This is a genomic window from Mesobacillus sp. MER 48, from assembly GCF_023714225.1.
GTDB classification, from domain to species: domain Bacteria; phylum Bacillota; class Bacilli; order Bacillales; family Cytobacillaceae; genus Mesobacillus; species Mesobacillus oceanisediminis_A.
Map to the genome: position 1 here is coordinate 60717 of NZ_JAMAUR010000004.1, position 22015 is coordinate 82731.

Genomic DNA, 22015 nt, shown 5'->3' on the forward strand with positions numbered 1-22015 from the left:
AGCGCTTATTTTTGTCATGAAAAATAACTGCCTAACCATAGACTCAGATGTCTGTGGTTTTTTTGTGCCTGAAAATCGAATGTATGTTCATGGAGAGTGATAATGTGATTACTGTTGAAAATTTAAAAAAGGAATATAAATTGGTGAAGCGTGACCCTGGTCTTAAGGGTGCGGTGAAGTCGCTTTTTAACCGGAAGTATGAAACGAAGCATGCGGTGAAGGGGATTAATTTTACGATTGAACAGGGTGAGACGGTTGGCTATATTGGCGCGAATGGCGCAGGGAAGTCGACTACGATCAAGATGCTGACGGGAATCCTGACACCGACATCTGGCAAGGTGACAGTGAATGGACTGGTGCCGTATGAAAACCGCCAGAAGAATGCGGTGAATATCGGGGCGGTCTTCGGACAGCGGACGCAGCTGTTCTGGGATATACCGGTTCGTGAATCTTATAATTTGTTAAAACATATTTATGAGATTCCGGAGCAGGAATATCAGGAAACAATCGCGATGTTTACAGGGGTGCTGAACTTGGAACCGTTGCTCAGCATTCCGGTCAGACAGCTTTCCCTTGGGCAAAAAATGCGCTGTGAATTGGCTGCGGCCTTCCTCCACAGGCCAAAAGTTGTTTATCTGGATGAGCCGACGATCGGTCTTGATATTGCGGTAAAAGTGAAAATCAGAAAGTTTATCAAAGAAATGAATCAGCGCTGGGGCACAACAGTGCTGCTGACTACACATGACATGCAGGATATTGAGGAAATCTGCGACCGAATCATCATTATTGATGGCGGTACGATTTTGTACGATGGAGGGCTGGAGCAAATCAAAAAGCAATTCGGGCAAAAGCGCGTGATCCATTTTGAACTGGCTGACAAGGAAAAATTCGTTTTGCCAGATACTCTCAATGGACACGTAGATATTTTACCCAATGAAGAAGAAACGAAGGTCAGTCTGTCTTTTGACCATGAGGCAGTTAAAAGCTCGTTCGTCATTTCAGAGATGATGGGCATGTATGAAATTGGTGATTTGAATATTGCGGATCCTAAGATCGAAACGATCGTAGAGGAGCTATACAACAAGCAGGAACAGGGGGGAGAGCATGAGAAAGTATTGGCAAATAGCTAAAGGACGGATGCAGGAGAATACGGCCTATTCTGCGTGGTACTGGGCCGGGACCGCTTCGGCGGTAATGAGGCTGTTGATTATTTACTTCTTCTGGCAGGCGGTCTACGCTAACCAGACGACGATTGAAAACATCAACCTTGAGACGATGCTGACGTATATCGTCATTGCGATGATGCTTCAGGGATTTGTCGGGGGTGTTGGCAATGAGCTTGCGGAAAATATTAAGGACGGCCAGGTCGCAATCGAATTGATGCGTCCGTACGATATGATTTTTAAACTGTTCGCGGTCGATATTGGCTCGAAAATCATGTATTTGATCCAGGGGACACTGCCGATGGTGCTGATTGCTTACTTCTTTATGGATTTAAGCTTTCCGAAATCACCTGAGACGATCATTTTATTTATCCTCAGTGCACTAGTGGGCATCTGGATCGGTACATTCTTCGATTTCCTTGTCGGTGTGCTTGCGTTCTGGACGGTCAATGTCTGGGGTGTGAGAGTGCTGAAGGAATCATTGATTACGTTTTTCTCCGGGGCGCTGGTTCCAATCACGCTTTTCCCGGATTGGCTGAGAACCATTACAGAATTCCTGCCGTTCCAGACGATGGTCTATCTTCCGGTTTCGATTTACTCAGGCCTCATTAGCGGGACGGACGCTTATATGGCACTGGGCGTCCAGTTATTTTGGCTCGTGTCTTTATATGTTTTGGTAAGGGTAATCTGGTCGCAGGCGATTAAACAGATTACGATTTTTGGAGGTTAGGAGGCGATTATATGCGCCGTTATACGAGATTATATTGGGAGTTTGCGAAGAGCCATATGAAGGTGATGATGGAGTACCGAATTGACTTTTTGATCGGTGTCGCCTCAGTGATGCTCGAGCAGTTCGCTTCGATCTTTTTTGTAAAAGTAGTGTTTGACCACATTGAACAGATTAATGGCTGGTCGTTTTATGAGATATTGTTCATATACGGAATAGCGGCAACAGGCCGGTCGATCCATCAGATTTTCTTTGATAATTTATGGACGCTTGGCTGGCAGTATATAAGACCGGGGAAACTCGACCGTCTGCTGATCAGGCCGGTCAATCCACTATTCCATGTCGTGGCAGATCGTCTGCATCAGGATGGCTTTGGCCAGCTGATCATCGGGTTGATCATTCTCGGAACAGCGATTCCACAGCTTGACCTTGTTTGGGGAGCGACAGAAATTGCCATGCTGGTCATCATGATCATCTCTTCTGGGTTGATTTTCGTGGCGATTAATTTATTTTTCGCGACTTTCAGCTTCTGGATGATCGATAGTCTTCCTATTGTATGGGCCGTCTTCAACCTGAGCGACTTTGCGAGATATCCGCTGACGATCTATCATAAGGGTATCCGCATGTTCCTGACATGGATTATTCCATACGGGTTCACCGCATTTTTTCCGGCGGCTTATTTTATCGATAAGTCAGGCTATAAAGAATTCGCACTATGGACCCCGGTTGCTGCGGTTGTTTGCTGTGTGATTGCCTATGCTTTTTGGAATAGAGGGCTTAAAGCCTTTGCAAGTACGGGTAGTTAAGTTGAAGGCAACCCGATGAATGTAGGGGATTTTCTTTTAACACTGCCATTGTCGTATTGCCCCTTGGGAGTTCAGTCGGATATGATGAAAAAAATAGATTGATAGGGGTGGCGAGGATGTTGGAAAGCAAGTCGGTCAGAGAAGTATGGCAGGAAATCGAGAAGGTCATGAATGAAAGACCAGAGCCAATACTAAAAATGAAGGCTGTATATCAGTATGACATAACAGGAGATGACAGCGGAACATTCCAATTGCTGATCTCTTACGGAACGGCACATGTTGTCGAAGGAACAGAAGCAGCTCCAGATTGCACCCTTAAGCTGTCAGATCAAAACTTCAAGAAAATGATCATGGGCAAGCTGAATGGAACAGCCGCCTTCATGACAGGGAAACTCAAAATCCAGGGCAGCATGGGACTCGCGCTTAAACTAGAAGGAATCCTAAATGAATACAATCTGAGCGAAACAGCATAAAACAGGATGGACCAGGCAATTAATCGCCTGGTCCACATTTATTCTATAAAAGATTCCTTTCAATCTATAAAAAATATTTATTAAAAAATCTTCTGCCAAATTAGACAAAAAGTAACAAGATATGACACATCCTGCTATAATAAGGCTATCAAGTTTTAAGATTTAAGGAGATTCCGTATGGAACCATTCAAAAAAAATTCGGTTTTAGTTTATGAAGAAGTAAAAGCAGTTAAGTTCTTTTTGTGGACTTTTTATATTATATTAGTTCCTTATGATTTTATTTATTATTATTTAATCCCATACTTAACTAAAGAAGAAATAGGTTTACCTCTAGGGGGAATGGGTTTTCTATATCATGTATTCTTATTTGCGCTGATTCCTTTAGCAAGATACTTAGTAAAAATAGGTCAACCCGAAAAAATAAAATATATTTACTTTATATCTTTTACATTAATAGATGCTATTAACAATTTCTTGATTTATTGGGGAACAGAAAAAGAGTTTAATAGTGGACATATTCTAGAAATTTATTTTATCTTGTTTTCTCCAATTTTTGTAAGCAGTCGTTTCTTCTGGATTATTAGCGTGGGTATTTTTTTGAAATATCTACTATCTGGGTTGATTTTCCAAACTACTGAAGTTTTAGTGGCAAATGCATTAATTATTTTCATAGCTGCTATTGCATGGATTTTGCTTAATCGTTTCCAATCTTATGTTAATGCAATTACTTCTATTTATGAAGATTTACGACAAAAAGAAAAGCTGGCTGTTATTGGACAAATGGCTACTGCGATTGCGCATGAAATAAAAAACCCTTTATCTTCTTTGAAGGGGTTTACGCAACTACAGCAAGAAAAGGATAAGGGTGATGAACAATATTATCCTATCATGCTAAATGAAATTGATCGGATAAATGCTATTGTAAATGATCTGCTGATTCTGGGAAAGCCAAATACTGCAGTCAAAACGCCGAAAAAATTAATCGATATAATTGAGTATGTTATTTCTGTTATTGACCCGCATGCCCAGAGGAAAGAAATCTACATTGAATATGATGTAGATCAATCCGCTATGCTGTTATGCGACGAAAATCAAATGAAACAGGTTTTTATCAACTTAATCAAAAATGCGATGGAAGCGATGCCTAATGGAGGAACTATAATAACTCATGGTAAAGTTGAAAATGATAAAGTGTTTGTCTCTGTTAAGGATGAAGGGTGCGGAATCCCTCCTGAGACACTCGCTAAATTGGGAGAACCATTTTATACAACCAAGCAAAATGGACATGGATTAGGTTTGATGGTCACTAAAAAAATCATTGAAGAACATGATGGGAAATTTAATATTTCAAGTGAAATTGGAAAAGGTACGATTATTACGATCCAATTGCCCGTTTCCAGTTAATACATTAAATTAAAATGAAAAATAACCCAATAAATAAACCAAAAGGACTATTTTACCAAATAGTTCTTTTGGTTTATAATGGAGAAAATTGTCGAATTGTGAAAAAATGATGTAGGCTAAATTATTCATTTTTTTATTATTTCATTTAAAGTATTAATTTTATACAAAATAATGGCGATATGAAGGGAAAATTGACTAGGTACTTTTAAGAAAACGAGGTATTATAATGCAAAATTCATTTAAAGATCCATCTTTGCACCACGAGGAAAAAAGAGCGATTAAGTGGTTCTTGGCTTTGTTTTATATTTCCTTTATCTCTTTTGATATTTTTTATTTTTATTTTTACCCTAAGTTAGTATTGAATCAGTCCGTGGATTTTTTTGGTGATTCTAGATATTACTATTATTGTTTAATAGTATTGATGTTGCCGATTGTATATTTCATGGCAAAAAAAGGATATATATCTACAATTAAATATTTTTTCTTTATAAGTTATTCGTTATTAACTATTATGTATGATTCAATTACTTATTACGGAAGTGATTTGGAATATAAAAGCGGAAATATCGTAGAAGTAATCTTAATATTATTTGCTCCAATTTTCGTTAATTCTATTTTCTTTTGGACGGTTTCTATTGGAACCATAGTGAAATACGCTTTTTTAGGAATTTTACTTGAAACCTCGTCAGTGTTGTTTCCTATAGCATTGATTTTACTTCTTTCATTAATTGGTTTTATTATCTTAAAACGTTTTAAAAGCTATATTGAAGCAATAAAAACCTCTTATGACAATCAACTTTCCGGGATTGTTAAGGGTGTAATTGCTACAATTGAACTTAAGGATCCGTATACGAAAGGCCATAGTGAAAGAGTTGCATACTATGCAAAATCTCTAGCAGAAGTAACTGGGAATTATTCTAAAGATGAACTCAGATCTTTTACATACGCATGTTTACTGCATGATATAGGGAAAGTGAACATTCCAGATTCGATACTAATGAAACCTGGAAAACTATCTAAAGAAGAATATGAAATTATAAAAACACACCCAGAAGTTGGTGCTGATGCAATTAATAAGGTAAGAGGACTATCGGGGAGTATTGATATTATTAAATCACATCATGAAAGATGGGATGGTAAAGGGTACCCTGAACAATTAAAAGGTACAGAAATACCTTATTTGGCAAGAGTTGTATCTATTGCAGATGCATTTGATGCAATGACCTCATCACGATCTTATAGGTCAGCTATGCCGGTTGAAGAAGCGTATAAAAGAATATTAGAAGGTAAGGGTACACAATTTGACCCAGAATTAGTAGAACTATTTGAAAAGGTTTTTCCAAAATGGATTTCATTCCATGAACGGTATGAATGGCTAGAACCCCTTCCTATTCAAAGCATTGAGAGAATAAAGGAGGTGACAAAATGAAAATCCGTAAATTAAATAAAATCAAAACTACATGCTGGTGGTGCGCATACTGGCCGGGCTGATCAATAGGGAGGGGATGTTGGCTAATAGCCGCATCCCTATATATTTAAATAGGTGATTATATGAATCTTACTGCTAGCTCAAAAGTATCCCTTCGTCCTATAATTATTCGTAAAGATACTAAACACTTTATTGTTGAAGATATCAGTAGTACAGATTACTACGAAATGCCAAGAATTTGCATTGATGCTATTGAATTGATTAATCAAAATAAGGCACTTGGCGATATCGAAAAAATATTAAATTCTAAATATCCTGGAGAAGGTGTAAATATATATGATTTTGTATCACAACTTATCAATCTAGATTTGGTAAGGGAGTTGAACGGTGAATCAATACCTAGGACGAGTGCAGAAATAAAAACTTATCAAAGCTTTTCATGGATACCACCTAAGTTAGGTCAATTCTTCTTCAATTCTGTAAGTTCAAAGGGTTATCTTGTTTTCCTTTTGATAAGTATTGGACTGATGCTATCCAAGCCAACACTCTTTCCACGCTATTCGGATCTTTTTATCTTTGACATAATGATTAAAAACATTGTGGTATTACTGGTGATTACATTTGTTCTCGTCCTCCTCCACGAATTCGGTCATGTCCTAGCGGTCAGGTCAGAAGGTCTACCCGCAAAGATAGAAATCGGACATCGGCTCTTTTTAGTGGTTTTGGAAACGGACATGTCACAGGTCTGGAAGCTGCCGGCTGAAAAGCGCAATAAGCTTTACCTTGCAGGGATGTATTTTGATTCTGTTGTGTTATTCTTTGCGTTGCTGGCCCAAATGTTTACAAGTGAAGGTTCGCTCATCATGGGTTTATTGAAGCTGGTGGTGCTGGATACATTCATACGCCTGGTGTATCAGGCTGCTGTTTTTATGAAAACGGATCTTTATTATGTGATTGAAAATAAAACGGGTTGTTATAACTTGATGGAAAATGGGCGAAACTTTCTGGCGCGGTGGCTGCCATTTTTGCGGGTGCCGCAGACGGAAACCTTCGACGGTGAGGAAAGGCTTGTCCGTACATATGCGGGTTTCTACCTGGCCGGAGTCCTCTTAACCATCGCCATAACCGCCTATTATTACATCCCGCAAATGATTTTCGCGGTGAAAGAAATGATGGTTCCTGGTTTTACAGAGCCAATGACCAGCATACGTTTTTGGGATTCGGTTGTCTTTTTGCTGCAAATTGTTTTGGTTTTAGGGTTATTGTTTTATTCTTGGACAAAGAAATATCGATTTAGCAGATAAAAAGACAGCCGGGTGGCTGTCTTTTTTAGTAGGATTTTACATAATCAATTAAAATCTCTTTATACTTTTCCACCGATTCCAGCAATACAAATTCATCGTCACCGTGCCAGTTCGCACCACTTGGCCCGAACTCGATTGCTGGGATTCCATGGGCTGCGAAAAATTGGGTGTCTGCTGCTCCGTGCTGGCCAAATAGAATGGCTTCACCATCGATATGCTTTTCCACGACGGGTTTTAACTGGGTGATGAATGGATCGTCTGGTTTCGTCGCGACTGGGATACCTTTTAATCCAACAGTAACTTTACCATCGGAAATGCTCTCGATCTGCTGAATGATGGTATCAGGTTTTTGTCCCGGAAGATAACGGATATCAAGGGACATGATACACCGATCCGGCACTTTATTGAAAACTTCACCGCCTGAGATGATGGCAAGATTAATAGACGGCGATTGATAAAACTCCGAGCTTTCTTTGGTAAAAGGCAATTCCAGCAGTTTTTCGTAAACCTGATAGGTTTTGACGATTGCGTTCTCGCCTTCCCACGGACGGCTGCCATGAGCAGATTTCCCTGTTACTTCCACTTCAAGTCTTAAGACGCCTTTTGCCTGCAAGGCAATCCCGAGCTGTGTCGGTTCTGAGGCGATCACGAAATCTCCGCGATAGCCATTTTCGACAAGGTAGCCTGTACAATTTTGGCCGCCAATTTCTTCATCAGAGACAATCTGCAGCTGGATTTTCACACCAGGTTTTTGATCCCGTAATTCCTTCATGGCGAACATCATCGCGGCAACGCCGGCCTTCATATCGGCTGAGCCTCTGGCATAAATTTTGCCATCCTTCTCAACGGGGACGAACTGCTCCTTTTTCCCGCTGACAACATCTACATGGCCATTCCAAACAATCGTTTTATCGCCTTCGCCAATCTCGCATACGAGCATTTTGTACCCATTATTCTCGATTAAACTTGGCTTCAATTCTTGCTCAATCAGCCATTGTCTGCAAAACTCGACCGCCTGATTGGCCCCTTCCATGGTGGAGCTGTCAATCAGGATCAATTCTTTCAATAATTCCTTCACTTTATCAACACTCCTTGAAAAGGTTCTACCTATACATTACCACTCTATGATTGTTTCAATCTTATAAATCAATTGTAGTCCTTTTGGCGGAAAAATGGATAATTATACTATTCGCAATTACTGACATATATCGAGGGGTTTCTGCAAAAACAAGTAAAAATTACCTATTAAATAGCTCGAATTTTACAAAAAGTTTAGAAAAGTCAGGTCTATCAGTCCATTTCCTTCTACATGAATCCTACTATAATTAAACTCGTATGTTACCAAATTAATTATTAAGGAGATGGATTTTCTTGAAGAAGCCTTTGCGCCAGCTAGGAAAAACTGTCGTTGCTACGACAATGGCATTGTCAGTATTGGCAGGACCTGTTTCTTATAAGTCATTTGCGGCAGGTAAGCCTGATAAAGCAGGAAAACATGAAGTACAACTGCGAATCATGGGGACTACTGATATTCATACACATTTATATAACTATGATTATTACAAAGATGCACCAACGAACGAATTCGGCCTGGCCAAGACGGCTACCCTGATCAAGCAGGCAAGGGCGGAAAAAGAAGGAAAGAACAATCTCCTTTTTGATAACGGAGATTTGATCCAGGGAAATCCGCTTGGCGACTATAAAGCCAAGGTTGATGTACTGGAAGACGGTGAAATGCATCCGGTCTTTGAAGCTATGGAACTATTGGATTATGATGCGGCTACAGTCGGCAACCATGAATTCAACTACGGGTTGGATTACCTTGACGAAGTGCTGGACGATGCGCCAATGCCATATGTCAATGCAAACGTATTCAAGGATGATGGCGACGATAATCCAGACAATGATGAAAACTACTTTAAGCCATATACGATTTTCAACAAGAAAGTCACCGATAATAACGGCAAGACACAGGTGCTCAAGGTTGGTGTTGTCGGTGCTGTAACACCGCAAATCCTGCAATGGGATAAAGCAAATCTCGATGGCAAGGTGATTACAAAGGACATCGTAAAATCAGTTGAAGCACAAATTCCGAAAATGAAGGAAGAAGGCGCTGACATCATCATCGCGCTATCCCACTCTGGAATTGGCGATGAAAAAGTTGTGGAAATGGAAGAGAACGCTGCATACGACCTGTCACTGGTTGACGGCATTGATGCGATCATCACTGGTCACAACCACTTAACATTCCCTGGCAGCTTTACGGACTTGCCTGGAGTGGACCCTGACAATGGCACGATCAACGGTGTACCTGTTGTCATGGCAGGAAACTGGGGCAACCAGCTTGGCGTTATGGACATAACAATTGCCAAGGAAAAAGGAAAATGGAATGTTAAAAATTCTAAGTCCGAGTTAAGAGCGATTTACGATAAAGGAACAAAGACTCCATTAGTTGAGGCTGACAAAGAGATTTTAGAAGCTGTAAAAGAGGACCATGAAGGAACTGTCAATTATGTCCGCCAGCCTGTTGGGGAAACTGCTGCCGACATCAACAGTTACTTCGCGCTTGTACAAGATGACCCATCAATCCAGATCGTAACGAACGCACAAAAATGGTATGTGGAAAAGCAGGTAAAAGGAACGTCTGATGAAAATCTGCCAATCCTATCCGCGGGTGCTCCATTCAAGTCTGGAAGAGGCGGTGTGAGTGATTACACTTATATTCCAAAAGGAACGATTGCAATCAAGAACGTGGCAGATCTTTATTTGTACCCAAATACAGTTTCCACAATCAAAATCAAAGGCAGCGATGTAAAAGAATGGCTTGAAATGTCTGCTGGACAATTCAATCAGATTGATGAGAACATCACAACAGAACAGCCGTTAATCAATCCGAAGTTCCCGGTTTATAACTATGATGTCATTGATGGTGTTACTTATGAAATCGATGTGACAGAGCCGGCTAAGTACGATGATAAGGGCAATCTGGTTGATGCTGGGGCAAACCGTATCAAAAACCTTCAATATAATGGACAGCCAATCGACCTTGAGCAAGAGTTTCTTGTTGTAACAAACAACTATCGTGCTACGGGATCATTCCCTGGCGTGGTAAACCAGACAGCAGTAGAAATGTATCCAGATGAGAACCGCCAGGCGATCATCGATTATATCCGTGAAGTTGGTACAATCGATCCATCAGCTGATAACAACTGGAGCTTTGCAGGGGTAAGCAAAGATTTGAATGTTACTTTCAACTCAACTCCTGATGCGCAAAATGCATTGCCAGAGAGTGGTTTGATTAACTATGCAGGTGAGGCTGCAAATGGATTTGCTAAATACCAGCTTCATTTGCCAATCGGCCTTCAGCTTTTAGGAATCAATGATTTCCATGGACAGCTGGACACTTATAATTCTAAAATCAATGCGGGCGGTGTTGATTACCTTGCTGCATATTTGAAAGAACGTGAAGCGACAAATCCTAACACATTGATGCTTCATGCTGGCGATGCTGTAGGAGCAAGCTCCCCGGTTTCAGCGTTGCTTCAGGACGAGCCAACGATCAAGATTTTGAACAAGATTGGTTTTGACGCTGGTACTGTAGGCAACCATGAATTTGATGAAGGCGTAGAAGAAATGCTGCGCTTAATCGATGGTGGAAGCCATCCAAAAACAGTGGATAAGTACGGTGAATTCGAAGGCGCTGACTTCCCATATCTTGCCGCTAACCTTGTTTACAAAGAGACTGGTGAAAATGTTTTAGATCCATATACTGTGATCGATGTGAACGGAATTCCAGTCGGAATAATCGGAGTAGCATTATCTGACACTCCAAGCATTGTTATCCCTAGTGCTGTCACAGATGTAAAGTTCACAGACGAAGCGGAAGCGATCAACCGCTATACTGAGGAGTTAAAAGCTCAGGGTGTAGAAACAATTGTTGTATTAGCACATAACCCATCAACCTCTAAACCAGATGGATCAAACGCTGGAGAAGAACTTGTTGAGATCGCTCAAAATGTGGATGATGAAGTAGATGTGTTAATGGGCGGGCATAATCATGCTTTCACGAACACTAAAGTAGATGGCAAGATTGTTGTCCAGTCTTATTCTTCAGGTACTGCTTTTTCTGATGTAGACTTACTGATCAACCCTGTTACAAAGGATGTCATGGTTGGCAAGTCTGAAATCGTGACGACATACCGTGACAAAATCCAGCCGGATGCTGAAATCAAAGCGATGCTGGATAGCTATGTAGCTGATGTCGCACCGATTCTGAATGAAGTAATTGGAACAACACCTTCTTATATTAGCCGTGATACAAGTGCTGCTGGTGAATCTGCTATGGGCAACCTGGTAGCTGATTCTATGCGCTGGCAGACAGGCACTGATTTTGCCTTCATGAACTCTGGCGGAGTCCGTGCTGACATCGACGCCGGCGACATCACATGGAAGGAAGCTTTTACCGTCCAGCCATTCGGAAATGATCTTGTGAAAATGAACGTGACTGGTGAAGTCATTAAAACATTGCTTGAGCAGCAATGGGGCAGCAAAGTCCGTATCATGCCTATTTCCGGTCTGAAGGTAGCTTATGATGATTCAAGAGCTGCGGGAGACCGCATTGTGTCGATCACGAAGAATGATGGCACACCTGTTGAAATGGATAAAACTTACTCGATCACCGTCAACAACTACATGGCAGGCGGCGGGGATGGTTATGCAATACTGGCAACAATCACTGATAAGACAATCGATGTAGTAGATTTGGATGCATTGGTCAACTATATTAAGGCACATGGTGAAGTAAATCCTCAAATCGAGGGCCGTGTAACAAAATTAAATTAATAGTTTAGAAGGGGAGCACACCATTGTGCTCTCCTTTTTATTAGGAACCAGTATTTACCTAATAGTCCAATAGAATCAAATTTAGAGACGCGAAGAAATTTTCCCAATAAATGAGTTTAAGGAAATAGTTCCATTTACACTTATTGTTGAGATTAAAACAGGATAAAAGAATCAATTAATTTTTAGATTGGGTTATTCCGACAAAAAATACAAAATTTTATAGGTAAATATTATTAAATTATAAAAATTTACAATTTTTCAAAACCTTGCTACAATTTCAATCAGATTCTTCAGAATATATGAATAATCGAAACTTGGAAAATAGCAGGGGGTAATCTTTTTGAAGAAAAAGAGTTCGTTGAAGGTACTTTCCAGCGTTGCGGCAAGCGCAGTATTCGCTTCGACGTTATTTGCTGGTTCATTTGCAGGTACACCTGCAGCAACTAAGGATGTGGCTGCTGCCACTGCACCGGAATCTGCACCAATCGACCTGAATATCGTCGACCAAGATCGGCTGGCAAAAGCTTTGCAGAAGCGCGGGCTGATTTCTAAAGGAGCTTCACAGGAAGAAGTAAACAAGGCAGTCACTGCTTATATCGAGAAGAAGCAAGGTGAAAAGCCTGGAAAGTCTGATAAGTCTTTGACAAAAGAAGAGCAGGCATTTGATAAAAAAGCCAAAGATTTTGTTTCAAAACAAAAGGACAAGCTTGCTAAGCAGCTTGATAAAGGTCATGAAAACTTCAAAAAAGGAAAGCCGACTGGTGCAGTAAAGGTAGACTCTGCTAAGCAGGCTAACTACAATGGAGACGTTCGTGAGGATAAGGTACTTGTTCTTTTAGTAGAATATGCGGACTTCCCGCACAATAACATCGATCAAGAAGAAGGCTATATGTGGGCTGATGACTTCAATCGCGAACACTATCAAAAAATGCTGTTCGGTGATGAAGACTTCACACTTTTCAATGGGGAAAAGGTAAAGACATTCAAGCAATATTATGAAGAGCAATCAGGCGGAAGCTACACAGTTACAGGCGAAGTTTCCAACTGGCTGAAGGTGCCTGGTACAGCTGCTGAATATGGCGGCGACAATCCTGAAGGCGGCCATGATAATGCACCTGGGGCAAAGGGTGCACGCGGACTTGTTAAGGATGCATTGGTAGCAGCAGCTGAATCCGGAATCGACTTAGCTGAATATGACCACTTTGACCAGTACGACCTCGATGGCGATGGAAACCAGAATGAGCCGGATGGCCTTGTTGACCACTTGATGGTGCTTCACTCTGGCGTTGGCCAGGAAGCAGGCGGCGGCAAGCTTGGTGACGATGCAATCTGGTCACACCGCTGGGTAGTCGGCAACGCTCCTTTCCGAGTACCTGGAACAACTGCTGCAGTTCCTTACTGGGGCGGGCAAATGGCTGCATTCGATTACACTGTAGAGCCTGAAGACGGCGCAGTAGGTGTATTCGCTCACGAATTTGGGCATGACTTAGGTCTTCCAGATGAGTATGACACTCAGTACACTGGACAAGGTGACCCTGTAGCTTCCTGGTCCATCATGTCTGGCGGAAGCTGGAACGGGAAAATTGCTGGAACAGAAGCACCAAGCTTCTCACCGCAAAACAAAGAATTCTTCCAAAAGACAATGGGCGGCAACTGGGCTAACATTACAGAAGTGAATTACGAAGACATCGACTCTAAAGGTCTGGCAACAATCATTGACCAGAGTGTTACAAAATCAAAGAATCCGGGAATTGTAAAAGTAAACCTTCCTGGTAAAGAAGTAAAGGGAATCCAAACTGACTTTGGCGAAAAGTACTACTACAGCCAAAAAGGCGATGACCTTCATACAACACTTGTTACACCTGAATTTGATCTGACAAACGCAACAAGTGCTGAATTCTCATACAAAGCGAATTATGAAGTTGAATTCGATTACGATTATGTATACGTAAATGCACTTGTGGATGGCAAAGAAGTAGAAATCGACAAAATCGGTGATACAAACGTTGCGGGTGGAATGGATACTACTGAAGGCAACTGGGCTGATGTAAAGTACGATCTAAGCCAATTCGCAGGCAAGAAAGTGAAACTTGCTTTTGAATACGTAACCGACGGCGGACTTGCTCCAGAAGGTTTCGCAATGGACGAGCTTAAGCTGACAGTTGACGGCGAAGAAGTTTTCGCTGATGGTGCTGAAGGCGACGCAGCTGTAACACTTGATGGTTTCCTCCAAACAAATGGCACGTTCTTTAAAGACCACTACTATTACCTGGAGTGGAGAAACTACGCTGGTTCTGACAAAGCATTGCTTGAAGGACGCGGCGTGAAGTACAACACTGGTATGGTCGTATGGTATGCGGATGATTCATTCACAGATAACTGGGTTGGTATCCACCCGGGTGAAGGCTTCCTTGGACCAGTCGATTCACATCCAGAAGCGATTGTTGGTACTCTGAACGGCAAGCCTTCTGTTAAGCAAAGCACACGCTACCAGGTAGCAGATGCTGCATTCTCAATGGATCAGACACCTGCGTGGTATGTCGATTCTCCATCTCGCGGAATCTTTGACTACAAGGGTCTTCCAGGAGTAACAGAATTCGATTCTACAAAGTCTTACATGAATGACTTGATTCCAGACGCCGGACGTAAAGTTCCAGCTCAATTCCCGATCAAGTTCAAGGTAATCGGCGAAGCGAAAGACAACTCTGCTGGTGCAGTTTGGATCCATAAATAAAACTTCAAGACATCGGGCGACTATTCGTCCGATGTTTTTTAATATGAATTGGAAAAAACCACGCGGAATTTCCAGGTCGCCAAATAAAAGTTGGAAATCGCCAATATAATAAAATTTTCGCCAGAAAAGCTATGTGAGTCGCCAATAAAATTATATTTTCGCCAATAAAGTTGTGAACTCCGCCAATAAAATAAATCCGAGTCACAAACTAGATGAAAAATCGCGATTCAGCGTGGGAAGACTGGACTTATAAGCAGGTTTTAGCTAGTATCAATACTAGAATGTTTACGTGAAGGAGAAAATCATGTCAGAAACTCAACCAATAATCGCTCAATTGAACCCTTTCCTGCAGCAGGCCTGGGAGAAGGCTGGATTCGAGGCAATGACGTCAGTCCAGTCGACAACGATCCCATTAATAATAGAAGGAAAAGATGTTGCCGCTGAATCGCCGACTGGTACGGGCAAAACTTTAGCGTACCTGCTTCCTGTTTTAAATAAAATCGATGCGAAGATGCAGAATACACAGGCCGTAATTCTTGCCTCATCACAGGAACTTGTCATGCAGATCCTCGCTGAAATCCAGAAATGGGGAGAAGGCAGCGGAATCAAATCAGCAAGCCTGATTGGCGGTGCTAATCTGAAGCGCCAGATTGACAAGCTGAAAAAAAGCCCGCACATCATCGTCGGAACTCCTGGACGCACGAATGAACTGATCAAGCAGAAAAAGCTGAAGATGCATAAGGTCCACACCATCGTACTCGATGAAGGCGACCAGCTGCTGACACCGGAACATAATGAAACGGTGAAAAGTATCGTGAAATCGACTCTTGCTGATCAAAGGCAGCTATTACTTTTTTCAGCCACACTGCCTGAGGCTGTAGAAAAATCAATCAACAGGCTGGCGAATGATCCTGAAATCATCAAGGTGAAGAAGGATGACACCATTGATGCAGCCAAAGTCGAGCATATTTACTTCCGCAGTGAGCAGCGTGACAAGATCAAAATTCTTGAGAAAATTGCGCGTCTTGATGGAACAAAGTCGCTCGTATTCATTAAGGATATCCCTAATCTGATCATTGCTGCTGAGAAGCTGAATTTCAAGGATATCCCGGTTGGACAGCTGCATAGCGAACTGACAAAGCAGGACCGACAGAAATACTTGAATAAATTCCGCGAAGGCAACAGTGAGATGCTGCTTGTCACGGACATCGCGGCTCGCGGGCTTGATATTAAAGGTGTCACCCATGCCGTCCATTTCGATTTTCCAAGAGAACAGGATAAGTATATCCACCGTTCCGGACGTACTGGCCGTTTTGGCGCAGAAGGGACTGTCATCTCAATCGTCAATGAAAGAGAAGAACGTGATTTGAAGAAATTCTGCAAGGCGCTTAATATCGAGCCATTGCTGAAGGAATTTTACGGTGGCAAAATTGTCGATCCAGAATAAGGGAATTCAAAAGCTATAGGCCGGTCCTATAGCTTTTTTCTATAAATAAAGGGATTTTCGTAAAATTTACAGAATATATATTCCGAAGTTTAATATTGGAAGGAACTGTTGAATATGAAAAATCCTCGTTTACATACATTGATGGAAGAATGGCTCCCGGAAGCGACAATCGATGACATGCAGGAAAAAATGGAGAGCGGTGAGCTGACTTCACATGATCTTGTGCTGATGTATCAGGCAAGGATCGCTGCTTTTGATAGAACAATCAAATCGGTGCTTGAATTGAATCCAGATGCTCTGCATATTGCGGCTTCACTTGATGCTGAGCGAAAACAAAAGGGTCCGAGAAGTCCGCTGCACGGTATCCCAATCCTGGTAAAAGACAATATCGATACTGGCGATAAAATGCATACAAGCGCCGGATCGCTGGCCTTGAAGGATTCCATTGCCTTGAAGGATTCGTTTGTTGCGTTCAAGCTCAGGGAAGCTGGCGCCGTCATCCTCGGAAAAACAAATATGACCGAGTGGGCCAATTTCATGGCAAATGGCATGAAAGGCGGCTACAGTTCACGCGGGGGGCAGGTACTGAATCCTTATGGCCCCGGCAAGTTCGAAGTCGGTGGCTCAAGCGCAGGATCAGGTGCGTCGATTGCAGCGAATCTGGCGGCGGCTGCGGTTGGTACGGAAACGGATGGCTCGATTTTAAACCCCTCCTCACAGAATTCCCTGGTTGGCATCAAGCCAACAGTCGGACTGGTCAGCCGCAGCGGCATCATCCCGATTGCCCACACCCAGGACACGGCAGGGCCGATGGCGAGAACCGTCAAGGATGCAGTGTATCTTTTAGAAGCGATTGCCGGGCAGGATCCGCAAGACCCGGCAACAATGGTAAGTTTAGCTGAATTCAACCATGACTCTCTTTTCGATAAAAAAGCATTAAAAGGCACAAAGATTGCTGTTGCCAGGGAAGAGTATATAGGTAAATGGACTAAGGAACAGGAACAAATTTTTCAAAAAGCGCTTGAAAAATTGGAGGAACTTGGCGCTGAGGTTATTGAAGCTGCAATCCCAGCAGCAAAAGCGAAGTGGGGACACAATGTTTTAAGCTATGAATTCAAGGCTGATCTGAATGCTTATTTAAATGGACTGAATATCCCAATCAAGACGCTCGCGGATGTCATTGCCTTTAATTATCAGCATGGTGAGAGAACGCTGAAGTACGGCCAGGAAGTGCTGCTGAAATCAGAAGCGACAAGCGGTGCTTTGACGGAAGCAGAGTACCTCGAAGAACTCGAGTACAATCTGTATATGGCCAGGGAACAGGGAATTGACTATGCCCTGAAGGAATACGGAGCAGATGTGGTGCTCTTCCCTATGGACGGCTCGACGATCGGCTCTAAGTCGGGCTATCCGTCAGTAACGGTACCAGCTGACTACACGGAAGAAGGAGAACCGGTGGGAATCACTTTCACGGGCACAGCCTTCAGCGAACCGCTGCTGATCAAGCTTGCATATGCCTACGAACAGGCAACCAGGGTCCGCCGTGCACCCGAACTTGGAATAAACGTAAACGAAAAAATCCATACTACACCTTGAATCCATTAAAAGGAGCGAGGAAGCATGGGTAAGCAAAAGCTAGGCAACGGAAACGCCCAGCGTAACAACAATAAGAAAAAAGGCAATAACACACCAGAAGAGCTAGTCGAGTTTACAACCGGCCAGAAAGAGAAAAAATTCAATAATCCGATTGATTAACAGTAAAATGCCCCTGCAATTTCCTCGCAGGGGCATTTTTATATAAGGATTGAGCTCTTTTAGAAATTGTATTGGCGAAAAAATAAATAATTCGACCACTTTTGGAGTTAATTCGACCACATTTTAAAATAATTTGGCGGATTTTTAATTTATTCGACCACATTCATGGATTATTCGACCAAGTCTGCATTTTTTAATGCCCGCTGCCCTTATCAAAATTACTCCCTGATACATCGGCCACATTCTCGATTGCGACAAGCGCGTTCGGATCGATATCATCAACCACCGAGCGCAGGGTGGACAATTCAATCCGGCTGACGATCGTATAGATGATTTTCTTTGGTTCGCTTGAAAAAACGCCCTGGCCCTGGATATAGGTCATGCCGCGTCCTAATTGCTTCAGCAGGGCTTCGGCGATTTCTTCCGGGACATCGGAAATGATTGTGACCGATTTTAACTCTTCCATACCCTCAACGACGACGTCAATCATCTTAAAGGCGATAAAATAGGTGATGATCGAGTACATGGCTGTTTCCCAACTGAACACGAGCAAGGCGGCCAAAAGGAAGATGAACAAGTTCATGATCATGACGATCTGCCCAACGGACACGGTGCGCTTCTTGCTGACAAGGATCGCGATGATTTCGGTGCCGTCAAGCGCCCCGCCAGCGCGGATGACGAGGCCGACACCGGTTCCGAGGATGACGGCGCCGATGATGGTGGCCAAAAATAAATCATCCGTCACCCGGTCGAAGTGATGGAAATACGCTGTCGTTACGGATAAAATAATGACACCGTACAGCGTCCGAAGCGTGAATTTCATGCCCATTCTCTTATATCCGATATAAAGGAAAGGCAGATTGAACAGGATCAGGAAAATACTCATCGAGACGTTGGTCAATTCCGCTGCAATAATCGAAAGGCCGATGACACCTCCGTCAAGGATGGCGTTGGGGACGAGGAACATATCAAGCCCGAATGCAGCGATAATCGCCCCGATTGTAATTGTCACAAGCTGTGTGACCTCTTTTATGACTCTTTTTTTCTTTGTTGCTGCCACTAAATATCAAACCCTTTTCTATAAAAATCTACTTTCTAATTGCATTGTATGTACTATACTTATTGTATCAAACTTAAAAGTCATCTGGAAATTCAACATTATATATCCATGATTAGTAAATGCGTGTTTTGGGGTAATGAGTAGGGAAGTGATTCGAAACAACGGAGGGACCATTTTGGCTAACGAAATTCAGGTTAAACATAGATCCAATAAGCAACAGACAACGTCGAAAAAAAGGAAAAATCAACACAATAGAAACAAGAATAAGAAAACCGGCAACAATTCATATCTTCGAACCAATCCAAGACCGGCAGTTGACGATAACCGCCTCAAGCGTGCCGAAGAGAACGTTGACGATCTGCCGAAAAAAGATTCCAGCAAAATAACAAAGCAGGATAGAAGCAAAGTAATCGATCAGAATAATGGTAAACCATCAAAAAAGAGAAACAGCAAAATAACGACTCAAGATAACACTAAAACAACAAAACAGAACAACGGCAAAGCAACTACCCAAGATAACGCTAAAACAACAAAACAGAACAACGGTAAAGCAACAACTCAAGAAAACGGTAAAACAACGGATCAAAACAACAGCAAAAAGACAAACAAAAGTAACGTAAAAACAACGAATCAGAACAGCACAAAAGCCATAAATCAAATCAGTGACAAAGCAAAAAACCAAAACACAGGCATTGAAAAATCGCAAAAAGCTTCTGCTTCTCAGGCGTCTTCAGAAAATCAAGAGGTAAAGCATAAAGAACAATCCGGCAAGTTTGAAACGGCTTTTAACCGGATCCATAAAGCGCTGAAGGAAATGGTGAAGGGGACGGACAGCGATGCGTTTGTCGAGCTGCTGTACTCTGGCTATAAGAATCATTCATTGGTCCGCAAGTATAAAAGTGAACTGCATCAGTTTGCCAAGCTGCGGAATGCGATTGTCCACGAACGGGTGAATGCGGATTATTATATTGCCGAGCCGCATATCGAGGTAGTCGAGCGGATTGAGGAAATCGCGAAGGAGTTCGAGAAGCCGCAGACGGCATTATCAATCGCGACCAGTCCCGTGTTTTATTATTATGAGGATGCTTATCTAAAAGATGTGCTTAAGGTCATCAACAAGTTTGATTTTACGAGATTCCCGGTCTATGACAAGGATGATAAATATGTTGCACTGCTGACTTCAACAGAGATCATCCAGTGGATGGCGAAGCATTTTTCCGACAGTGTCGTTCACTTTGAAGATGTGCGGGTGAAAGAATTGCTGACCAAGGGGAAAAATTATTTCGTGACGTTTGTGGATGAGGAAGCATCTTTATACCATATTGAGGAATTATTCGAGCGTTACCACACGAGGGGCAAGAAGCTCCAGGCGGTCATTATCACGGAAACAGGCGACCGCCACGGAAAGCCAATCGGTGTCATCACACCATGGGATTTGCTTGACAGTGATCCAGAAGATTGACTTCACAAATCTTTAGAAAATCGTTCATTGACGAATTTACAGCGATATTGATATACTTCTGCTAATATTAATGATTTTAAATCAATAACTCTTATCCAGAGCGGCGGAGGGACAGGCCCTGCGAAGCCCGGCAACCTTCTTTTTTCATTGAAAGGTGCTAATTCCTGAAGAACGATTTCTGAAGATAAGAGAGGCTTAGCAATTGGAACCTCTCCTTATTTGGAGAGGTTTTTATATTTTTTAAAAGCAGGTGGATGAAATGACGAACAACAGATTTGAAACGGAAGTGCTTCACTCTGTACATACTAAGCAGCAGGGTATTAAAAGCAAGGCAACACCGATTTACCAGACTTCAGCTTTTACCTTCAATGATCTTGATGAATTGGAGGGTTTTTATCAGGGTGAGGGCAATTATTTGTACTCCAGGGTCGGCAATCCGAATACGGATGAACTCGGGCAAGCGGTAGCGGCTCTTGAGCATGCAGAGGATGGTGTGGCGGCTTCATCTGGATTGGCTGCAATTTTGGCAGGTGTCCTGGCAGTTGTGAAGAGTGGGGACCATATTGTTGCGGCGGACGATGTGTATGGAGGTAGCTTCCATATGCTAAAAGCAGAGCTTGAGCGCTTCGGGATTGAAACAACGTTCGTGCCGTTCTCGGATTTGGGCAATGTCACAAACGCCATCAAGCATAATACAAAGCTTCTATACACAGAGTCGATCACGAATCCGCTGCTTCGCGTTGAAAAGCTGGATGAAGTCATCGAGCTGGCAAAGATTAAAAAACTCGTTGTATTAGTTGATAATACGTTTGCCACTCCGCTCCATGTGCGTCCATATGAAGGCGGTGCCGATCTGGTTGTCCACAGTGCGACAAAATATATTGGCGGGCATAGCGATGTCACTTCAGGCGTCATTGTTGGCAGGAAAGAACTGATTGCCGAAGCACGCGCGAGAATCGTCAACCTTGGGGCGAATCTGAGTCCATTTGAAGCGTGGCTGACCTGCAGAGGCTTGAAGACGCTTGCCTTGAGAATGAAAGCACAATCGGAGAATGCCAGATTGCTTGCCGAAAGTCTTCGGGAAAATAAGAATATCGCAAAGGTATACTATCCATTCGCAGAAGCTGAACAAGGATTTGGGGCTATCGTATCAATTGAGCTGGCGGAGCATGTGGATCCTGCCCAGTTTTTCAAATCGCTTGGCTGGGTAAAAATCGTTCCGACACTTGCGGGCGTCGAAACCACCGTCTCCCATCCGCTGAAAACCTCCCATCGCGCACTCCCTCCTGAGGCGCAGGAAGAACTTGGCATCACTTATCGTCTGGTGAGGATTTCGGTCGGAATTGAGCACGGAGAGGATATCGTTTCACAATTTGAAGCTGCGCTGGCTAAAGCTGTTGAATAGGATG

General features: G+C 42.6%; 16 protein-coding genes and 1 riboswitch. Of the genes, 14 read left to right on the plus strand and 2 right to left on the minus strand.

Going from position 1 to position 22015, the window contains the following annotated elements:
• The first annotated feature begins 104 nt into the window (after nt 1-104).
• The 7 genes from M3593_RS15135 (at nt 105) to M3593_RS15165 (ending at nt 7306) form a co-directional block, all read left to right on the plus strand.
• A complete protein-coding gene (locus M3593_RS15135; protein WP_251544686.1) occupies nt 105-1130 on the plus strand; it encodes an ABC transporter ATP-binding protein in 1026 nt (341 codons plus the stop codon).
• Nucleotides 1105-1893, plus strand: coding sequence for an ABC transporter permease (locus M3593_RS15140; RefSeq protein ID WP_251544685.1), 789 nt, complete (start codon nt 1105-1107; stop codon nt 1891-1893). The genes M3593_RS15135 and M3593_RS15140 overlap by 26 nt, the downstream gene beginning before the upstream one ends.
• 11 nt (nt 1894-1904) lie before the next feature.
• The gene (locus M3593_RS15145; protein WP_144475251.1) at nt 1905-2696 is read left to right on the plus strand and encodes an ABC transporter permease; all 792 of its coding nucleotides are present in this window, start codon (nt 1905-1907) and stop codon (nt 2694-2696) included.
• Nucleotides 2697-2812: 116 nt separating this feature from the next.
• Nucleotides 2813-3169 (plus strand): SCP2 sterol-binding domain-containing protein, encoded by a 357-nt coding sequence (locus M3593_RS15150; RefSeq protein WP_251544684.1) that lies wholly within the window; start codon nt 2813-2815, stop codon nt 3167-3169.
• Between the two features lie 177 nt (nt 3170-3346).
• Nucleotides 3347-4573, plus strand: coding sequence for an ATP-binding protein (locus M3593_RS15155; protein ID WP_251544683.1), 1227 nt, complete (start codon nt 3347-3349; stop codon nt 4571-4573).
• Nucleotides 4574-4799: 226 nt separating this feature from the next.
• Entirely contained in the window at nt 4800-6002 is a 1203-nt protein-coding gene (locus M3593_RS15160; protein ID WP_251544682.1) for an HD-GYP domain-containing protein, read from the plus strand.
• 122 nt (nt 6003-6124) lie between these two features.
• Nucleotides 6125-7306 carry a hypothetical protein gene (locus M3593_RS15165; RefSeq protein WP_251544681.1) on the plus strand — a complete coding sequence of 394 codons (1182 nt, stop codon included), beginning with the start codon at nt 6125-6127 and terminating at the stop codon, nt 7304-7306.
• A 25-nt stretch (nt 7307-7331) separates the two neighbouring features.
• Here M3593_RS15165 and M3593_RS15170 read toward each other — a convergent pair whose 3' ends face one another.
• A complete protein-coding gene (locus M3593_RS15170; RefSeq protein WP_222125052.1) occupies nt 7332-8384 on the minus strand; it encodes a M20 family metallopeptidase in 1053 nt (350 codons plus the stop codon).
• A gap of 293 nt (nt 8385-8677) precedes the next feature.
• Here M3593_RS15170 and M3593_RS15175 point away from each other — a divergent pair, with 293 nt between their 5' ends.
• From M3593_RS15175 to M3593_RS24060, 5 genes are all read left to right on the plus strand, one after another.
• Nucleotides 8678-12148, plus strand: a complete 3471-nt coding sequence (locus M3593_RS15175; protein WP_251544680.1) for a bifunctional 2',3'-cyclic-nucleotide 2'-phosphodiesterase/3'-nucleotidase — start codon at nt 8678-8680, stop codon at nt 12146-12148.
• A gap of 340 nt (nt 12149-12488) precedes the next feature.
• Complete coding sequence (locus M3593_RS15180) at nt 12489-14882, plus strand: immune inhibitor A domain-containing protein (RefSeq protein ID WP_251544679.1); 2394 nt, start codon at nt 12489-12491, stop codon at nt 14880-14882.
• A 304-nt stretch (nt 14883-15186) separates the two neighbouring features.
• Complete coding sequence (locus M3593_RS15185; protein WP_251544678.1) at nt 15187-16329, plus strand: DEAD/DEAH box helicase; 1143 nt, start codon at nt 15187-15189, stop codon at nt 16327-16329.
• A gap of 114 nt (nt 16330-16443) precedes the next feature.
• A complete protein-coding gene (locus M3593_RS15190; protein WP_251544677.1) occupies nt 16444-17925 on the plus strand; it encodes an amidase family protein in 1482 nt (493 codons plus the stop codon).
• A gap of 24 nt (nt 17926-17949) precedes the next feature.
• Entirely contained in the window at nt 17950-18084 is a 135-nt protein-coding gene (locus M3593_RS24060; protein ID WP_260983522.1) for a hypothetical protein, read from the plus strand.
• A gap of 193 nt (nt 18085-18277) precedes the next feature.
• On the opposite strand, the gene M3593_RS15195 is transcribed toward M3593_RS24060, so the two are convergent.
• Nucleotides 18278-19144 carry a YitT family protein gene (locus tag M3593_RS15195; RefSeq protein ID WP_144475243.1) on the minus strand — a complete coding sequence of 289 codons (867 nt, stop codon included), beginning with the start codon at nt 19142-19144 and terminating at the stop codon, nt 18278-18280.
• Between the two features lie 175 nt (nt 19145-19319).
• Here M3593_RS15195 and M3593_RS15200 point away from each other — a divergent pair, with 175 nt between their 5' ends.
• On the plus strand, nt 19320-20606 hold the full coding sequence (locus M3593_RS15200; protein ID WP_251544676.1) for a CBS domain-containing protein: 1287 nt from the start codon (nt 19320-19322) through the stop codon (nt 20604-20606).
• Nucleotides 20607-20694: 88 nt separating this feature from the next.
• Nucleotides 20695-20797, plus strand: a riboswitch (SAM riboswitch).
• Between the two features lie 68 nt (nt 20798-20865).
• A complete protein-coding gene (locus tag M3593_RS15205; RefSeq protein WP_144475242.1) occupies nt 20866-22011 on the plus strand; it encodes a trans-sulfuration enzyme family protein in 1146 nt (381 codons plus the stop codon).
• The last annotated feature ends 4 nt before the right edge of the window (nt 22012-22015 follow it).

Bases quoted from the DNA above. Each gene is read 5' to 3' on its own strand.
- M3593_RS15140 (WP_251544685.1), top strand. From the start codon at position 1,105: ATGAGAAAGTATTGGCAAATAGCTAAAGGACGGATGCAGGAGAATACG.
- M3593_RS15155 (WP_251544683.1), top strand. From the start codon at position 3,347: ATGGAACCATTCAAAAAAAATTCGGTTTTAGTTTATGAAGAAGTAAAA.
- M3593_RS24060 (WP_260983522.1), top strand. From the start codon at position 17,950: ATGGGTAAGCAAAAGCTAGGCAACGGAAACGCCCAGCGTAACAACAAT.
- M3593_RS15160 (WP_251544682.1), top strand. From the start codon at position 4,800: ATGCAAAATTCATTTAAAGATCCATCTTTGCACCACGAGGAAAAAAGA.
- M3593_RS15205 (WP_144475242.1), top strand. From the start codon at position 20,866: ATGACGAACAACAGATTTGAAACGGAAGTGCTTCACTCTGTACATACT.
- M3593_RS15150 (WP_251544684.1), top strand. From the start codon at position 2,813: ATGTTGGAAAGCAAGTCGGTCAGAGAAGTATGGCAGGAAATCGAGAAG.
- M3593_RS15185 (WP_251544678.1), top strand. From the start codon at position 15,187: ATGTCAGAAACTCAACCAATAATCGCTCAATTGAACCCTTTCCTGCAG.
- M3593_RS15190 (WP_251544677.1), top strand. From the start codon at position 16,444: ATGAAAAATCCTCGTTTACATACATTGATGGAAGAATGGCTCCCGGAA.
- M3593_RS15165 (WP_251544681.1), top strand. From the start codon at position 6,125: ATGAATCTTACTGCTAGCTCAAAAGTATCCCTTCGTCCTATAATTATT.
- M3593_RS15145 (WP_144475251.1), top strand. From the start codon at position 1,905: ATGCGCCGTTATACGAGATTATATTGGGAGTTTGCGAAGAGCCATATG.